General features: G+C 65.4%; 14 protein-coding genes. 9 read left to right on the forward strand and 5 right to left on the reverse strand.

Features of this window, described 5'->3' with window-relative positions:
- Window positions 1–43: 43 nt before the first annotated feature.
- The 4 genes from H977_RS0104625 (at window position 44) to H977_RS0104640 (ending at window position 5687) form a co-directional block, all read left to right on the forward strand.
- Complete coding sequence (locus H977_RS0104625; protein WP_029106755.1) at window positions 44–2455, forward strand: AAA family ATPase; 2412 nt, start codon at window positions 44–46, stop codon at window positions 2453–2455.
- A 5-nt stretch (window positions 2456–2460) separates the two neighbouring features.
- Window positions 2461–2799, forward strand: a complete 339-nt coding sequence (locus H977_RS0104630) for a hypothetical protein (protein ID WP_231395879.1) — start codon at window positions 2461–2463, stop codon at window positions 2797–2799.
- Window positions 2800–2860: 61 nt separating this feature from the next.
- Window positions 2861–3259: a hypothetical protein gene (locus tag H977_RS0104635; RefSeq protein WP_029106757.1), complete on the forward strand. Its 399-nt coding sequence runs from the start codon at window positions 2861–2863 to the stop codon at window positions 3257–3259.
- Window positions 3260–3374: 115 nt separating this feature from the next.
- Window positions 3375–5687: an esterase-like activity of phytase family protein gene (locus H977_RS0104640; protein ID WP_029106758.1), complete on the forward strand. Its 2313-nt coding sequence runs from the start codon at window positions 3375–3377 to the stop codon at window positions 5685–5687.
- A gap of 7 nt (window positions 5688–5694) precedes the next feature.
- Here the strand turns inward: H977_RS0104640 and H977_RS0104645 are convergent, their stop codons facing one another.
- The gene (locus tag H977_RS0104645; protein WP_029106759.1) at window positions 5695–6852 is read right to left on the reverse strand and encodes an iron-containing alcohol dehydrogenase; all 1158 of its coding nucleotides are present in this window, start codon (window positions 6850–6852) and stop codon (window positions 5695–5697) included.
- Between the two features lie 180 nt (window positions 6853–7032).
- On the opposite strand from H977_RS0104645, the gene H977_RS0104650 reads away from it, so the two are divergent.
- On the forward strand, window positions 7033–7929 hold the full coding sequence (locus H977_RS0104650) for a LysR family transcriptional regulator (RefSeq protein ID WP_029106760.1): 897 nt from the start codon (window positions 7033–7035) through the stop codon (window positions 7927–7929).
- 4 nt (window positions 7930–7933) lie between these two features.
- Here H977_RS0104650 and H977_RS0104655 read toward each other — a convergent pair whose 3' ends face one another.
- Both H977_RS0104655 and H977_RS0104660 read right to left on the reverse strand, forming a co-directional pair.
- On the reverse strand, window positions 7934–9352 hold the full coding sequence (locus H977_RS0104655) for an amidase (protein WP_029106761.1): 1419 nt from the start codon (window positions 9350–9352) through the stop codon (window positions 7934–7936).
- A gap of 32 nt (window positions 9353–9384) precedes the next feature.
- Window positions 9385–10839 (reverse strand): purine-cytosine permease family protein, encoded by a 1455-nt coding sequence (locus H977_RS0104660; RefSeq protein WP_029106762.1) that lies wholly within the window; start codon window positions 10837–10839, stop codon window positions 9385–9387.
- A gap of 336 nt (window positions 10840–11175) precedes the next feature.
- On the opposite strand from H977_RS0104660, the gene cax reads away from it, so the two are divergent.
- Window positions 11176–12252, forward strand: coding sequence for a calcium/proton exchanger (cax, locus tag H977_RS0104670; RefSeq protein WP_029106763.1), 1077 nt, complete (start codon window positions 11176–11178; stop codon window positions 12250–12252).
- Between the two features lie 4 nt (window positions 12253–12256).
- Here cax and H977_RS0104675 read toward each other — a convergent pair whose 3' ends face one another.
- The gene (locus tag H977_RS0104675) at window positions 12257–12625 is read right to left on the reverse strand and encodes a hypothetical protein (RefSeq protein ID WP_029106764.1); all 369 of its coding nucleotides are present in this window, start codon (window positions 12623–12625) and stop codon (window positions 12257–12259) included.
- A 230-nt stretch (window positions 12626–12855) separates the two neighbouring features.
- On the opposite strand from H977_RS0104675, the gene H977_RS0104680 reads away from it, so the two are divergent.
- A complete protein-coding gene (locus H977_RS0104680) occupies window positions 12856–13557 on the forward strand; it encodes a hypothetical protein (RefSeq protein ID WP_155946524.1) in 702 nt (233 codons plus the stop codon).
- A gap of 68 nt (window positions 13558–13625) precedes the next feature.
- Here H977_RS0104680 and H977_RS0104685 read toward each other — a convergent pair whose 3' ends face one another.
- Window positions 13626–15251 (reverse strand): peptide chain release factor 3, encoded by a 1626-nt coding sequence (locus tag H977_RS0104685; RefSeq protein ID WP_029106766.1) that lies wholly within the window; start codon window positions 15249–15251, stop codon window positions 13626–13628.
- Window positions 15252–15391: 140 nt separating this feature from the next.
- On the opposite strand from H977_RS0104685, the gene H977_RS0104690 reads away from it, so the two are divergent.
- Both H977_RS0104690 and H977_RS34375 read left to right on the forward strand, forming a co-directional pair.
- Window positions 15392–15934: an LOG family protein gene (locus H977_RS0104690; protein ID WP_029106767.1), complete on the forward strand. Its 543-nt coding sequence runs from the start codon at window positions 15392–15394 to the stop codon at window positions 15932–15934.
- Window positions 15935–15943: 9 nt separating this feature from the next.
- Window positions 15944–16510, forward strand: a complete 567-nt coding sequence (locus H977_RS34375) for an HNH endonuclease signature motif containing protein (RefSeq protein WP_081681619.1) — start codon at window positions 15944–15946, stop codon at window positions 16508–16510.
- Window positions 16511–16574 lie beyond the last annotated feature (64 nt).

Raw genomic sequence — 16574 nt, forward strand, 5'->3', positions numbered from 1 at the left:
CGAACCCGATAAAATTGTCCGACGGAGGCTGTTAAATCGTTGCATGCCGCAAGAGGGTGACGCCGCCACAGGCGTCGAACAATCCGTTCACGACGTGATCTTGGAACTGCTCGGAAGCGACGACGCGTTGTCCGACGAAGCCAAGGATGTCGTGCTCAACGCGTTGGCCGAGGTGTCGGGCGGTTCCGGAGAGAAGACGGAAACCGACCCGGCGGCAACATTTCTCAGCTCGATCTCGGTCTCCGGATTCCGTGGCGTCGGCCCGTCTGCACGGCTCGATCTCTACCCGGCGCCGGGCCTGATGGTGGTCAGCGGCCGCAACGGCTCCGGGAAATCCAGCTTCGCCGAGGCCCTTGAACTCACGCTGACCGGCACGAGCTACCGCTGGTTCAACAAGAAGGAGAGCCTGTGGTCCGAGGCCTGGCAGAACCTCCACCAGCCCGATCCGTGCGAGATCGAGGTCGGATTTACCCGCGAGGCGGCAGGCCCCTTCACCGTGGGCGTGCGATGGGACCAGGGCGGAAAGCTGGAGAACTGCACGACGTGGACGCAGGCCGCCGGGGGCAAGCGGGTCGACGGCACCGACACCCTCGGGTGGTCGCGTGCCCTGGAACTCCACCGCCCGCTGCTGTCCTATGAGGAACTCGGTCGGCTGTTCGACGGCGGACCGTCCGCGTTGTACGACGCGCTGGCCAAACTGCTCGGTCTCGACGCACTCGCCGACACCGAGAAGGTCCTCACCACGCGCCACAAGGCGATCAAGGCTGCCAGCGACACCGCCGACGCTGAACGTAAACGCGTGCAGAACGCGTTGGCCGGACATAGCGATGAACGCGCCGAACGCGCCACGAAACTCCTACGTAAACGGCCTGTGCCCCTTGATGATGTCCGAGCCCTGGCGACCGGAGCGGGCGAAGCCCAATCCGATGTCGCACCTGCCCTCCGTGCCCTGGCTCAGCTGGACGCGCCGGCCATCGACACCGTCGAAGAGGCGACCCGAAAACTCCGTGCCGCGATCAACGCCGCCGCCGAGACCGCGACCGCCGCGATCGACCTCACCAGTCAACGCGTCGACATGCTGCGCACCGCGCTTCGATTCCACGATCAGGGCGGTGACACCGACTGCCCGGTGTGTGCGCAGGGCCGCCTCGATGCCAACTGGGCCACCGCCACCCAGGACACGATCAGCAGCAGCGAGGAGCTGCTGGACGAATACCGCGCCACCGCAAAGCAACTCAAAACCGCGCGGTCGACGCTGACGGCGATGATCCAAGAGCTCTCCACAGCGAACACTGCGCCCGGTGTCGAACTCGGCGCATTGTCGACCTACAACGACGCGGTCGCCGCAGCCCGGAAGATCCCCGTCGGTGATGACGCGCTAGCGGCGCACGCCGAGTCGACGCTGACCGAGGTGATCGCCGCCGCCGAATCCCTGAGCGCGGAGGCGGCCGACGAACTCGCGCGACGTGAAAGCGCATGGGCGCCACTCGCCGCTCAATTGGGCGGCTGGGTCGGTCTTGAAGAACAGGCTCGAGCGGTCGACGACGAACTCAACGCCGTTGCCGCGGCAAAGAAATGGGTCACCGAGCATGCTGTGGCATTCCGCAATCGGCGGCTCAAACCGATTGCCGAACAAGCCCGCGACATCTGGCATCAACTCCGTCAGGAAAGCAACGTCGACCTCGTCGACATCTCGCTGGAAGGCACCGCCACACGACGCAAGGTGGTTCTGGAAGGCGCGGTCGACGGCAAGCCCACCAAGGCATTGTCGGTGATGAGTCAAGGCGAGCTGCACGCCCTGGCGCTGGCGTTGTTCCTGCCGCGGGCGACCTCGACGAAGAGCCCCTTCCGGTTCGTCGTCCTCGACGACCCGATCCAGGCGATGGACCCCTCGAAAATCGACGGCTTCGTCCAAGTGCTCTGCGCGATCGCCAAGACTCATCAGGTGATCGTCTTCTCCCACGACGATCGGCTGGCTTCGGTCATCCGGGAAACCGGCGTCGACGCCAGGCTCATCGAAGTGGTCCGCGAAACCGGCTCGCGAGTCACCGTGCGCGACAACGTCAATCCGGCCCGACGGCAGGTCGATGACATCTTCGCGTTGATCAAAGACACCAAAATGCCCGACGACATCAAACGCCGCGCCGCACCAGCGCTCTTCCGGATGGCACTGGAATCAGCCGCCAAGCAGACCTTCTACGCCAAGCAAGCGCTGGCCGGCCGAGCACTGGCAGAGTCCGAAGACACATGGGCGTCGGCCAAGAAGACATCGAGCCGCCTGGCCCTGGCGATCCACGGGGATCCGACGACAGACCTGACTCAATGGCTGAAGCCCGAACGGAAACGAGTGCTTCGGATCTGCAACGCCGGCGCACACGGCGACGCGAACCCGGTCTCGATCCATGACGCCCGAGACTTGGAGAAGACTGTGCTCGAAGTGCTGGCCCTGCGGTGAGCCCGATGAACCTGCTGGGCCAGGCGCAACGTGTCTTGCAGACACCCGAATCGGCAGAGGGGCTGTCGTCGCGCGTCGCGGCATTCCTGGCCCGGCAGGCACTGGAGGAGATTATCGATCAGAGGTGTGCCTCCCTCAATGCGCACGCTCCATGGGCGAATTCGCGCAGCAAGCTCGTCGTACTCAAGTCACTGGACACCGCGGAGGCGGCCGACCGCGCTGCGCTTGCGTGGAACCGGCTCAGCGTCGCCTGCCATGTGCACGCGTTCGAGACGCAGCCGTCGACCGCGGAGGTCGAGTACTTGTGCGGCGTGGTGGCCTCGCTGATCCCGGTAGGGCAGTGAAGGTTTCCCTGACATGCGCATTTGACCCTCGACGACGACGCAACTGAACTACCATTCCCACATGGCTCGGGCCATTGTGGTGTTGTTGTCAGGGATCGTGATCGCGGGCGTCGTCGCGACACCCGCCCACGCCGAACCAGCCCCGCCCTGCACGTTCGCACTGTCACCGCCGGCGGTCGTTCACGTCGACGGCGCCGATATGGTCAGCGTGACCGTCAGCCCGGACGCGTGTGGAGCACCGGCAGACCCGCGCTTCAGCGTGGCGTGTGTGCAGCGTCAGGACAACGCCTCGCCCATCCAATGCAATCAGGGCAGGGGAGCCCAACCGGCGCAGGTGCTGACCCCCTCCCGACCCGGCGCGACCTATGTGTCCACCGGCCGGGGATGCGGCGGCTGGATGGGCATTGCGGAGATCGCTCCGCAGTGCCAGGCGCTCGGCCCGCTCTCAGCGCCGCTGTAACTATCGCGACGGGAGCGGCCAAGCCGTTGCCGTCCGTTCACCTGTGAAATCCCTGTCGGTCACCTGTGCACGCCAAGCTCGTTCGACGCACCGGCACAACTGAAGAGGGTGGCGAATGAGACGGGCGAGAGCGGCTGCGGCAGTGGCCACGGCGGCAGTGCTGATCGTGGCGGGCTGCTCCACCGAGGACAAGAAGCCAGGGGAGACCCCGAAGGCGACCTCGCCGATCGACTGGAACCTGCCCGACGCGAACCGGTACCACCGCACCGCGACGTACCCGGTGTACCTCAACAGACCTGCCGAAGATCCGGTCGACAGAGAGACCGTCGCCGAGATCTCCACCGTCACCCCCGACGGCAACACGCTCATCTACACCGACGCCGCCGCCAAGCGCATCGGATTTGTCGACATCAAAGACCCCGCCAAACCGGTTGGCGCAGGCTCGCTTTCCCTCGCCGAACTGGGCCACAAAGACGACCAGCCCACGTCGGTGGCCGCGGTGAAAGACCACGTCCTCGTCGTCGTCGACACCACCGGCGGTGACTTCGCCCATCCGTCCGGCCGAGTCGACATCGTCCGAACCGGCGATCGCACCCGCGTGCACAGCATCGATCTGGGCGGCCAGCCGGATTCGATCGCCATCAGCCCCGACGGCACCTTCGCGGCGATCGCCATGGAGAACCAGCGCAACGAGGAATTCACCCCGCCCGGCAAGGAGGAAGGTGACCTGCCCCAGCCGCCGACCGGATTCGTGCAACTGATCGATCTCAAGGGGGCACCCAACACCTGGACACCGCGCAAGGTCGGCTTCGACGTGGAAGCGGCGCGCAAAGCCGGCCTCGACACCCCCGAGGACCTCGAACCGGAGTACGTCAGCATCAACTCTCGCGGCCAGGTGGCGGTGACCCTGCAGGAGAACAACGGCATCGCCATCGTCGACGGCCGCACCGGCACGGTGCGGAAGATCTTCAGTGCTGGAAGCGAATCCGTCGAAGGCATCGACACCAACAAGGACGACGCGATCAACCAGACCGGCTCGATCCCGGACACCCCGCGCGAACCGGACGCCATCGGCTGGATCAGTGACGATCACGTCGCCACCGCCAACGAAGGCGACTGGAAGGGCGGCACCCGCGGCTGGACGATCTTCGACGCCGGCACGGGTGAGGTCACGTGGGACGCCGGCAACTCCCTCGAACAGCTCGCGGTGCGCACCGGCCTGCACATCGAGAGCCGCGCGGAATCCAAGGGGCCGGAGCCGGAAGGACTGGCCATCACCACGATTGGCGGCAAGCCCACCGCACTGATCGCCTCGGAACGCAGCAACTTGGTCGCGGTCTACGACGTCAGCGACCCCAAGGCGCCACAGTTCCGGCAGATCCTGCCGACCACCCCCGGACCAGAAGGCGTCCTGCCCATCCCGTCGCGCAATCTGCTGGCCATCTCCTCGGAGGCCGACGATGCCGAAGCCCGCGTGCGGGCCTCGGTCAACCTCTACGGCTACGGCGAATCCTTCGCAGCCGCAGCCACACCGACCTTTCCGTCCATCGTCTCGGCCGACATCGACGGTGCACCGATCGGATGGGGCGCGCTCGGCGCGCTGTCGGCGGACCCGCGCGACGACAACCGGCTCTACACCGCCACCGACATCGCCTACGGTCCGGCCCGCATCCTCGGCGTGGATGTGGCGCAGAAGCCGGCCCTGATCGACACCGAGCTGTCGATCACCGAAGACGGCAAGCCCGTCACCCTCGACACCGAGGGCATTTCCGCCCGCCCCGACGGCGGTTTCGTCCTGGCCGTGGAAGGCGAGGACGGTCCCGGCAACGAGCTGGTCTACGTCGACGGAACCGGCAAGATCGAAAAGCGCGTGCCGCTACCCAAAGACGTTGCGGCGCAGCTCGGCAGTCAGGGTTTCGAAGGCGTTGCCGTCGACGGCAATTCGGTGTGGGTGGCCCTGCAGCGCGAACTCAAGTCCGACCCGAAGGGCGTGGTCCGCATCGGACGCTACACCCCTGAGGGCGACACGTGGGAATGGTTCGGCTACCAGCTGGACCCCACCAGCGCCAAGGATGACTGGATCGGCATCTCCGAAATCGCGGTCCACAACGGTGAATTGCTGATCCTCGAGCGCGACAAGCTCAACGGGCCGGACGCGCGAGTGAAGGCGCTGTACCGGGTGGCGATTCCCGGGGGTGGAACCGCCGCGGCGGACAAGCCGCGCATCCTGCCGAAGACGTTGGCCCGCAACCTTGTGCCAGATCTGCAGGCCACCAACGGTTTCGTGCAGGAGAAGGTGGACGGCGTCGCGATCGCCGGCAACCAGAACCTGTATGTGGTCACCGACAACGACGGGCTCGACGACGCCAACGGCGAAACGGTGTTCCTCGACCTGGGACCCGCGACCGAGGCGCTGACGGGTCAGTGACTCGGACTCAGTAGATCTCGCGGTAGAGCTCCACGATCTCCTCGTGCGCCGGAATCCGTGGGTTGTTGTTCGGTGATCCGGATGCCAACGCTTGGGTCGCCATGGTCTCCAACCGCGCTTCCCATGCGGCCTGGTCGATGCCGTATGCCCGCGGCGTCGGCACCTCGACATCGGCGCAGAGTTGTTGGAGCTCGGCCACCAAGGCGTCTGCAGCCTGCCGGTCCTCGGTGGATGGGGCGACCACGCCCATCGCCCGGGCACAGTCGGCGTACCGTTCGACGGCCGAGTCGATCGAGAACTTGGTGACTGCGGGTAACAACATGGCGTTGGACAGACCGTGTGCGACGTGGAAATGGCCGCCGATCGGCCGGCTCATGCCGTGCACCAGCGCGACGCTGGAGTTCGAAAATGCCATGCCCGCCTGCGTCGAGGCCAGCATCATGGCCTCACGCGCTTCGCGGTCGGCACCGTCGGCGTAGGCCCGTCGCAGGTGCCGCGAAATCGACGTCATCGCCGCCAACGCGAGGGCATCGGTGAACTGGCTGGCGCGTCGGCTGACATACGCCTCGATGGCGTGGGTCAGCGCATCTACCCCGGTATCGGCGGTCAGGCGGGCCGGCATGGACACGGTCAGTTCGAAGTCCACCACGATGGCGATCGGGAGAAACGACAGGCCCGGGCAGAGCATCTTCTCGTCGGTGTCACCGTCGGTGACGACGGTGAATTGTGTTGCTTCCGATCCGCTTCCAGCGGTCGTCGGCACCGCGACGATCGGCAGCGCGGGACCGGAATAGCTGCTCGGTGCCTTGTACGACGTGATGCTCTCGCCGGTCGCCGACAGCACGGCCAACGCCTTGGCTGTGTCCATCGGGCTGCCGCCGCCGAAACCGATCACGCCATCCGCATTGTGTGTGCGTGCCAGTTCTAAACCCGCGGTGAGCGAGTCCGACGTCGGGTCGGGCACCGTATCGGAGAACACGGCGACGTCGGCTCCCGCGGCTTGCATCGTCTTGACGAGCCGTTCCGCTTGACCGGTCTCTGTGAGGAACCTGTCGGTGACCAGCATCGGTCTGACGATGTTGAGCTGGGTGATGACCGATCCGAGGTCTTCGACCGATCCGGCGCCGATGTTGGCGAAACGGGGGAGCGCGATGTTGACAGTCATGGATCCGTCCTCACTGTGTTTTCGGGGAAGCTGTGGTTGAGATCGCCTGAATGTGAGGCGATCTCGCTGCGAGTAGCTGAGTGGCTCACGTCATGAACCATGCTCACCGCTCATTCGTGCACCAGTCAACGACCAATGGCGCACATGCACGTGCACATTTGCACGTGTAGGTTGTTGGCCATGTTCAGCGCCGACAACCTGCGCTTCTTCCTGGAAGTGGCGCGCACGGGCCGGCTCAACGAGGCCGCGCGCAATTTGGCCGTGGACCACACCACTGTTGGCCGGCGCATCACCGCGCTGGAAAAGACGTTCGGGGAAAGGCTTTTCGACCGCTCCCCAGGCGGGTGGCATCTGACCGAGGCCGGTGCGGATCTGCTGCCGCGCGCGGAGTCGGTCGAATCGGCCGTCATCGCCGCGTACGACGTGCGTACCTCCACGGCCGGCCCGCTCACCGGCACCGTCCGGATGGTGGCTCCCGACGGATTCGGCGCCTTCGTCGTGGCGCCGCGACTCGTCGAACTACGACGGGCGCATCCTCATCTGGATGTCGAACTGGTCACCGCGACCGAACACGGCTCGCTGTCAGCGCGTCATTTCGACATCGCGGTCACGCTCGAGCAGCCGTCACCGCGCGCGGTCCATGTGCACCATCTGGCCGGATACGACCTGCGGCTCTACGCCGCACCGGAGTACCTGCGCACCGCGCCACCGATCACCGAGCTTGCCGATCTGACGGACCACACCCTGGTCTGGTACATCGACGCCCTGCTCGACGTGGCACCGTTGCGGATCCTGGAATCGCTGCCACACAAGCAGCGCGTCGCGATCCAGACCAACAACATCACCGGCCACTGGACCGCGGCGCGCAGCGGGCTTGGCATCGCGCCACTGCCGGAATACCTCGGCGAACCCGACGATGCGCTGGAAGTCGTTCTGCCGGAGAAGTTCTCGGCGCGACGCAACTACTGGATGGTCATCCCGCGGGAAATGCAGCAGCTCGGGCGGGTACGGGCCGTCGCACAGTTTCTGCGTTCCACGGTGGCGGCCAGCCCCTACCTTTCCCAAGCCGACAGGTGACACGTCACACCGCGGGATGCTCCTTGTTCCACGGCGTCGCTTCCTGGAAGGCGCCGACGATGTCGACAAGCCGGCGCTCCTCGAATGCGCTGCCGACCATCTGCAGGCCGACGGGGAAGGGATGTCCGGCTTCTGTGGTGGTGAAACCGCCAGGGAAGGTGATGGTCGGCAGTTGTGACAGGGTGAACGGCACCGTGAATCGGTGCACCCCCGCGGTGGTCTCCTCGTCCATTCGGATCATCTTCTCGACCGGTGGCGCGATGAAGGACATCGCCGGGATCAGCACCGAGTCCACCTGGGCCAGCGCCGCCTCCATCTGACCCTTGAACTTCAGCCGCCGCTGCAACAGTTCGTCATATTCGATGCCGGACATGGCAATTCCGCGATCGATCAGTTCACTGAGGGCCGGCCCGTAGCTGTCCTTGTGTTCCGGGTACAGCCCACGATGCGCACGGGCGGTCTGCACGGCGCACACGCCGAACCAGTCGGTGATGGCCTCGGTCGGATCGGGCAGGGTGATCGGAACGAGCTCGGCACCCAGATCACGCAGCGCCTGCTCGGCTTCGCGGTGGGCCTTCTCGACGTCGATGCTGACCTCGCGGTAGCTCCATTCCGGGTCGATGCCGATCCGGACCCCGCTCAGCGACGCCGGTGGCTGGGTATCGAATTGGGGCACCGGCCGCAGCGCCGCGGTCGGATCCCGAGGGTCCGCGCCGGCGATGGCGCCCAGCAGCAGCCCGGCATCGCGGGCCGAACGGCAGATCGGTCCTACGTGATCGAGGGTGGCCGCGAGTTCGACGACTCCGGCCCGGCTCACCCGGCCCCACGTCGGTTTGAGTCCGGTCGCTCCGTTGGAGGCCGACGGCATCCGGATCGACCCACCGGTATCGGATCCGAGAGCGCCGAAACACAATCCGGCAACCGGAGCCACGCCGCTGCCACTCGAGGACACGCCGACCCAGCGATTCGGATCCCAGGGGTTCAGCGGCGCCTTGAACGGGGGCGTGTGCTCGGTGTAGACGCCCTCGGTGGTGTGCACCTTGCCGACGATGACGGCGCCGGCCTGCTCCAGCCGTTCGACGACCGTCGCGGAGATCTCGGCTACCTGCCCGGCCCGGATGGACATCCCGGCCTCGGTGCGCCATCCGGCCTTGTCATAAATATCCTTGATGGCCAACGGAATCCCGTCCAGCGGGCCCCGCGTCGTGCCTGCCTTACGTCGCTCGTCGGATTGGTCGGCCTGCGCGAGGGCCTCATCCGCCGCGACGAAGGCGTAGGACCCAAGACGCTGATCTACCGTGGCGATGCGGTCGAGCGTCAGCTGGGTCAATTGCCTCGCGGTGACGTCGCCGGCGGCCAGCATGTCGACCAGCTCGCAGATCTCCCGGTAGTGCAGTCCGGCTTCCGAACCGTTGTCAGTCATTCGTCAATCTCCCTGTACTTCACTCTGTTTCGTCACTCGGCCGCCATCGCGCACTCATCGTCCGGCAGCTCATCATCGACGCCCGACGTGGCTGCACCATACTGCGAGCCCCGGGTAATGATGGTGAGCGGGATGTACACGATCGGTCCCAGCAGCATGGCCGCGAACGAGGCGAAGTGCAACGGGTAGACGCCGAACACGCCGAGAGCGCCCAGGCTGAGACCAGCGGCCAGCGCCACCATGCCGCACAGGTTCCAGTCCTTGACCCGGCCCTCGCGGAACTCGATCTGGCTGCTCGGAGCGAGTTTGAGCAGCTTGCGGCAGACGAAGTAGTCGCTGAGCAGGATGAAGATCCAGGTATTGGTCATGATGCCGGTCACCGCCAGGAACTTGTCGGTGTACTGCAGCACGTTGATCGGGTAGAGCACCACGCCGAGCGCAACCAGTAGCACCATCCACCATTGCCGGCCGATGCGTTTGGGGGACAGCACATCCCAGGCGTTGGACAGGGCAAGGGAGCCGGAGTACAGGTTCATCACGTTGATTCGCACTTGGGTCAAGATCGCGAATATCACGCCGAGCACGCCCATCACCACTGCGAAGATCAGTCCGGGATCGGTGGCGGCGAGTTCCTGTTCAGCCCTGCTGCCGTCGAAATGGGAGATCATCGTGAAGCCGAGGAACGCTCCCAACATCATGACGACGGCGATCATCAGCAACTCCACGAGCATCACCCCCGCGGTACCGGCGTAGGAGACAGAGCGCTTGACGAACCTGCCGTAGTCGGTGGCGATCAGGGCCTGGAACACCACCTGTCCGTTGGCCAGGCTGAGTGCCTGCCACATGGCCGTGGCCGATACGCCGTCCTGAACCACCCATTCCCCGGGCCCGACGAGCACGTACCCGTTGGCCAGCATCACCATGCCGATCACGAACAGGATCAGGAAGATCGGCATCCCGAAGCGCTGCAGGATGTTCATCGAATGCATGCCGCGCCAGGAGTAGTACAGCGCGATGAGCGCGACGATGCCGAACACCACGCTGGCGGCCGCCGAATTGATTGGTATTCCGGCGATTTCGCTCAGGCCATGTGAAACGATGCTGCCCTCGAAGATGAAGTAGAACACGTAGTTCACCGCGTAGACGAACGAGGCGATCGCGGAACCGCGGGCACCGAAACCGAGTCCGCGGGACAGCAGCGGCAGCGAGAGGCCTTCCTGGCTGGCGATTCTCATCACCAACGCGCCCACGACAGTGGCGCCGACGATCATGTAGGCGATCGGAATGAGCAGCATCGGCCAGCCCACCAGAAAGCCCATCTGACCGCCCAGGGCGAACCAGAACATCGCGGTGACGTTCCCGGTGAGGACGAGCAGTATGGCCGGCCGGCGCCAGCGTTGGCTGTCCGGGACACGCGTCGTCGCGTAGCTCTCGATCTGATCGTCGAGGCTGGTGGCCGGCCCCTGAAAATAGCTGCTGAAGCTCAACGCATGATCCTTCCTCGCACCATCTCGCGACTGATGACCGAACGCGCATCCGACGCGCCGTCCGAGTTCGACCGCAGCGGATGTCAGACCATGTCTTTTCTGGTGAAGGCGTAGGGCCTCGCTGCGATGTGAACTACATCTCAACCTGCGTATACGGCTTAGTCAACGGACAGTGCTGCACATGGAAGTGCATAGATGCACATCGTTGATGCCGGCAGCGGATGACTGATGGGCAATCTCTTCTGTGACGCCCAATTCGTCCTATGCGACAACTGATTTCGAGGCGTGAGCGCTGGTTCAGCCCCTGAGCCCGGCCGGCGTGTCATGATGGCCCACATGGCGGCAGCGCTCATCCGTTCCGACAAGCTGTTGATCTTCGGTGGCCTGGCCATCTGTGTGGTGGCGGGGCTGTCTCATTACGGCGGCTGGCCACACCTCGTCGGCTTCGTCGTCAGTGCGCTGGCAGTTACCGTATTGGCCTCGGTCGTCGGTTTGGCCGTCGAACAGCTCGGCGACCGGTTCGGCCCCGGGGCCACCGGCGTGTTGCAGTCCGCCCTCGGCAATCTGCCCGAACTGTTCATCTGCATCTTCGCGCTCAAGGCCGGCTTGGTCGACGTGGTGCGGGCCGCGCTGATCGGTTCCATCCTGGCCAACCTGCTGCTGGTGCTGGGCCTGGCGTTCCTGGTCGGCGGACTTCGGCATGGCCCGCAGAAACTGGGCTCCGCCCAGGTGCGGACCATCCTGGTCCTGATGGTCTTGTCGGTTACCGCTATGGCGATTCCGTCGATCGCCCACGAGGTGCACGCCCCGGCCTCCGAACACGAAGTGTCCTTCTCGATGATCGTGTCGGTCGTCCTGCTGGTGTTGTTCGCGCTGTCGCTGCCGTATTCACTGAGCCGGGACAAGGACAAGACCAGTGAGGTTGTGCCGCAGCCACATAAAGAGGCACTGCGGTGGCCGGTCGGGCTGGCGATCGGCATGCTCGCCGTCGCCGGGGCAGGGGCCGCGTTCGTGTCGGACTGGTTCGTCGCCGCGCTGGAGCCGGCGATGGACTCGCTGGGCATCTCGCAGGCCTTCGCCGGTCTGGTGATTGTGGCCATCGCGGGCAATGCGGTCGAGAACGTCGTCGGTGTGCAACTGGCCGCCAAAAACCAGTCCGAGTACGCCTTCTCGATCATTCTGAACAGCCCCATCCAGATTGCCCTGGTGCTGGCGCCGGTGCTGGTGCTGGTCAGTCAGATCTTCGGCTTGGCGTCGCTGACCCTGGTGTTCGGTCCGATGCTGATCGTCGCCCTGTTGGTCGCCGTGGTGCTCGCGGCGATCATCGCCTTCGACGGGGAATCCACCTGGTTGGAGGGCGCGACGCTGATCGCGCTGTACTGCATCATCGCCGCGTCGTTCTGGTGGGGTTGAACGGCTAGACGGAAAACGCCAACGCGTAACCGATTGGGATCATCGCGACATACCCGATGATTCCGACCGGAATACCGATCAGCGGCGTCCACGTGCGCCGTTCGGCCACCGCCGCACCCACCAATGCCGTTGCGGTGCCGGCCACCAGGCACATCCACGGCATCCACACGAGCACGTTCTGACCTGTCGCGGACAGTTGGCACACCGTGTCGGCAGTGCCGTCGTGACAACCATCTGTGGCCATGGCCAGCGGCAACATCAGCACGATGGCCGCGGCGAAGCCCAAAATGCCCATCGCGCTCAGCAATACGATGAACCACACCCAGTGCTTGCCGTATCGGGCGCTGGTGGCGGGTGGTGCCGGGTCGGCCATCGACTCAGAGTACTGGCGGTGACACCGGACAACGTGCACAAATGTGGGCACATCGAACACGGCGGCCGTCAGGAGTTTCCGTCGTGGAGATGGCCTGGCTGGCCGTAGAGTTCCAGGGAGATTGCCACACTGCGACCGACTCCGCTATGGCCGGTCGTTCGGCGGCAACGGGGCGGTCGATCCCCATAACGGATGCGCCCGTGGACCCATAGCCGGGGTGAGGGGACGAATTGATCATGGAGATGACACACCGATCTGCGCGCCGTGCCGCCGCGTTGCTCGTTACTGTCGTGTCGCTGTCGGCGTGCAGCAGCGAGAAGCCCGTGTCGATCGAGGAGATCTTCAAAGACAAGGTGCCGACGGCGGGCACACCGACCGCTGCAGTGGGTGATGCCATCGGCGATCCGAACGCCTGCGCGCCGTTCGACGGGCCGCTGCTCGATATACCGGCACGAGGCACCGCGGAGCCGCAAATGCGGGTCCCTCAAGCAGCGGGATGGAACCGCAGCACCAAACTCGACAGCGAAATTATCCGGTTCGTCCTCGTCAACACCGATCTCGCGGCGAATCAGTTCGCACCCAATATCGTGGTCGCACTGGAGGATGCCCCCAAGGCCGACGTTCAGACCATTTTCACGCAACAACACGCCAATCTGGTGAAGTTGGCGGGGGCGATGGACCTCGCTTCCGAGCCGGCGACGGTCTGCGGCCTGCCCGCCGAGACCATCACGTTCACCGCCGGTCCGACCGGCCCCGGCGCGCACACTCGTGCAGTGACCGTGCTGTCGGTGCCTACCATCGTCGACGGCCACCAGTACTTGGCCACAGCGGCCGTGCAGACAACCGACCCGGACAATCCGACTTATCAGCACGACGCCAAAGCTCTCCTGGATGGATTCCAGGTGCTGCCGCCTGAACGCGGCGCGCCGTGATGCGCCCACTCCGCTGAGTGGAAAGCCGTAACCAGTAGTGCCCCAGGCAGTTCCGGGGCGGTCATCAGTCAGCCTTCGGCAGCGACCAACGACCCGAGCTTGATGTCGGGGTTGTCACGCTGGAAACCCTCCAGCCGCCACGGCGTCGAGAACAGCACGAGCATGACGCCGTCGCTGCGGGTCAACACTTCCGCAGACACCTGACGATTCACAAAGTCGGCGTCCTCGGGGCGGACGACCCGCGCGACCTGATACGGCAGGTTCTCCAGTGAGATCGGCGCGCTGAGCTCGGTGGCCATCCGGTGGGCGGCGACCTCGAACTGCATCGGTCCGACGGCGGCGAACACCGGCGCCTGCTCGCCACGCTTGTCGGAGCGCAGCACCTGCACGACGCCCTCCTGCTCGAGCTGCTCGATCCCCTTGCGGAACTGCTTGTGCTTGCTGGGATCGGTACCGCGGGCCACCGCGAAATGCTCGGGGGAGAAGCTCGGAATCGGCGGATACACCACCGGGATGTCGCGGTAGAGCGTGTCGCCGGGGCGCAGCGCCGCGGCGTTGGCCAACCCGATCACGTCGCCGGGCCAGGCGTCGTCGAGAGTCGAGCGCTGCTGGCCGAACACCGACTGCGCGTACTTGGTGACGAACGGCTTGCCAGTGGCGGCGTGGGTGAGGACGTCGCCGCGCTCGAACGTGCCCGACACCACCCGTGCGTAGGCGATGCGATCACGGTGCGACGAGTCCATGCCGGCCTGCACCTTGAACACGAACGCGCTGAACGGCGACTCCACCGCCCGGCGGTTCCCGTCGACGTCGAGCGATCCGCTGGGCGCCGGGGCCAACTCGACCAGGACATCGAGCAGCTGGTTCACCCCGAAGTTCAGTGCCGCCGAGGTGAACAGCACCGGAGAGGATTCACCGGACAGGAAGGTCTCGCGGTCGTAGTCGGACCCGTCCATCGACAACAGCTCGGATTCCTCCACCGCCGTGTCCCAGTCGTCCCCGGCTGCCGCATGCGCGTCGGCCGCGGCGATGTGCTCCTCGGGAGCGGCGGTGGCCCCGCCCGCGGTGCGGGTGAAGCGGATGAACTTCTCCGCCCGACGGTCCATCACGCCCTTGAAGTCGCCGGCGATACCCACCGGCCAGGTCAGGGGAGTGGTCCGCAGCCCGATCCGCTCGTGGATCTCGTCCATCAACTCCAGCGCGTGCCGGCCCGGACGGTCCCACTTGTTGATCACGGTGATGATCGGGATCCCACGGTGCTTACACACCTGGAACAGCTTGAGGGTCTGGGGCTCAAGGCCTTTCGCGGCGTCGATCAGCATGACCGCGCAGTCCACCGCCGTCAGCACGCGGTAGGTGTCCTCGGAGAAGTCGGCGTGCCCGGGGGTGTCGAGCAGGTTGATCACGCAGTCGCGGTACGGGAACTGCAGCGCCGTCGAGGTGATCGAGATGCCGCGGGCCTTCTCCATGTCCATCCAGTCCGACACCGTGGAGCGCCGGCCCGCCTTGCCGTGGATCGCGCCCGCTTCGGTGATCACCCGGGCGTGCAGTGCGAGCGCCTCGGTCAGCGTCGACTTACCGGCGTCGGGGTGGCTGATGACGGCGAAGGTGCGGCGACGGGCCGCCTCGGCCGAGATCTTGGCGGCTTGGGCGGTGTTGGTGGCGGGGGCTTCGTCGAGGGCTTTGTCGGTCATCTCGACTAGCGATGGTATGGCGGTGTGAGGGCAAACCCGTAATCGAGTGGCGGACGTGTGATCTGGAACGGTGGCACCGCCGGTGATGACGGAGGTGGTCGCCGTCCGAAACTCGGGACGGCCGGGCATGATCGTTGCTGATGAACATCTGCGTCTTCCTCTCCGCTGCCGACCTCGACGAGCGCTACACCGAACCGGCCCGCACCTTCGCGGAGCTCCTGGGCAAGGGTGGCCACACGCTGGTCTGGGGCGGCTCCGACAAAGGGTTGATGAAGGTCGTCGCCGACGGAGTGCAGAACAGCGGCGGACGTCTGGTCGGCATCTCCGTCGAATTTCTGCGGTCCCATGCCAGACCGGGCGCCGACGAGATGGTGATCACCGCCGATCTCGCCGAACGCAAGGCGATGCTGCTGGCGCGGTCCGACGCGCTGGTGGTGATGGCCGGCGGGTTGGGCACCCTCGATGAAGCCACCGACATCTTGGAGTTGCGCAAACACGGGCGTCACGACAAGCCCGTGGTCCTGTTGAACACCGCCGGCTTCTACGACGGCCTCGTGATCCAGCTGCGCCGGATGGAACAGGACGGTTTCCTGCCCCTGCCGCTGGACGATCTGGTGTACGTCACCGAGGAACCCGCCGCGGCGCTGACGTACCTCGAGGGAAGTGTCGGCGGCGCTGCCTAGCATCAGGCCATGCCGTCAGAGCGTCCCGCAGTACCCGCCGCGGTGAAGCGCGCGGTACTGATCGAGGCGGGCCACCGGTGCGCCATCCCGACCTGCCGGCAGACGCCGGTCGAGATCGCGCACATCGAGCCGTGGTCGACAGTGAAGTCGCACGCCGTGGAAAACCTGATCGCGTTATGCCCGACCTGCCATACGCGATATGACAACGGCGATATCGATCGCATCTCGATGCGCCAGTACAAAGCCAGCCTGGCCATTCTGAACAATCGATATACCGACATCGAACGTCAGCTATTGCGGGCCTTCGTCAGGAAACTCGACAAGGCCAAGCTGATCGAGCCGTCGGTGACCGCCGCCGGCCTGGCCGGCATCACGCAGATCGGCAAGATTCGCATTTACTCGGAGATGGATTGGATGCTGGTCAATCTCGTCGACGACGGGCTGATCGAGTTTCGCGAGAATCGCCGCCGCGACCTCGAGGCGCAGGAACAGACATTGAACGCGAAGGTCGTCGAGCTCACGGCCAAAGGCGCGAAATTCTTGGAGCAATGGATGGCGGCGGAACCTCTGGTTTGAGTAAGCGCTGCCCACCACAACGAGACGATCACGACTCGCCTACAGCGGGTAGCCGTTGTGCCGA

The sequence above is a fragment of the Mycobacterium sp. URHD0025 genome (assembly GCF_000426065.1).
Lineage (GTDB): Bacteria > Actinomycetota > Actinomycetes > Mycobacteriales > Mycobacteriaceae > Mycobacterium.

Bases quoted from the DNA above. Each gene is read 5' to 3' on its own strand.
- cax (WP_029106763.1), top strand. From the start codon at position 11,176: ATGGCGGCAGCGCTCATCCGTTCCGACAAGCTGTTGATCTTCGGTGGC.
- H977_RS34375 (WP_081681619.1), top strand. From the start codon at position 15,944: ATGCCGTCAGAGCGTCCCGCAGTACCCGCCGCGGTGAAGCGCGCGGTA.
- H977_RS0104675 (WP_029106764.1), bottom strand. From the start codon at position 12,625: ATGGCCGACCCGGCACCACCCGCCACCAGCGCCCGATACGGCAAGCAC.
- H977_RS0104645 (WP_029106759.1), bottom strand. From the start codon at position 6,852: ATGACTGTCAACATCGCGCTCCCCCGTTTCGCCAACATCGGCGCCGGA.
- H977_RS0104690 (WP_029106767.1), top strand. From the start codon at position 15,392: ATGAACATCTGCGTCTTCCTCTCCGCTGCCGACCTCGACGAGCGCTAC.
- H977_RS0104650 (WP_029106760.1), top strand. From the start codon at position 7,033: ATGTTCAGCGCCGACAACCTGCGCTTCTTCCTGGAAGTGGCGCGCACG.
- H977_RS0104640 (WP_029106758.1), top strand. From the start codon at position 3,375: ATGAGACGGGCGAGAGCGGCTGCGGCAGTGGCCACGGCGGCAGTGCTG.
- H977_RS0104630 (WP_231395879.1), top strand. From the start codon at position 2,461: ATGAACCTGCTGGGCCAGGCGCAACGTGTCTTGCAGACACCCGAATCG.
- H977_RS0104635 (WP_029106757.1), top strand. From the start codon at position 2,861: ATGGCTCGGGCCATTGTGGTGTTGTTGTCAGGGATCGTGATCGCGGGC.
- H977_RS0104625 (WP_029106755.1), top strand. From the start codon at position 44: ATGCCGCAAGAGGGTGACGCCGCCACAGGCGTCGAACAATCCGTTCAC.
- H977_RS0104655 (WP_029106761.1), bottom strand. From the start codon at position 9,352: ATGACTGACAACGGTTCGGAAGCCGGACTGCACTACCGGGAGATCTGC.
- H977_RS0104685 (WP_029106766.1), bottom strand. From the start codon at position 15,251: ATGACCGACAAAGCCCTCGACGAAGCCCCCGCCACCAACACCGCCCAA.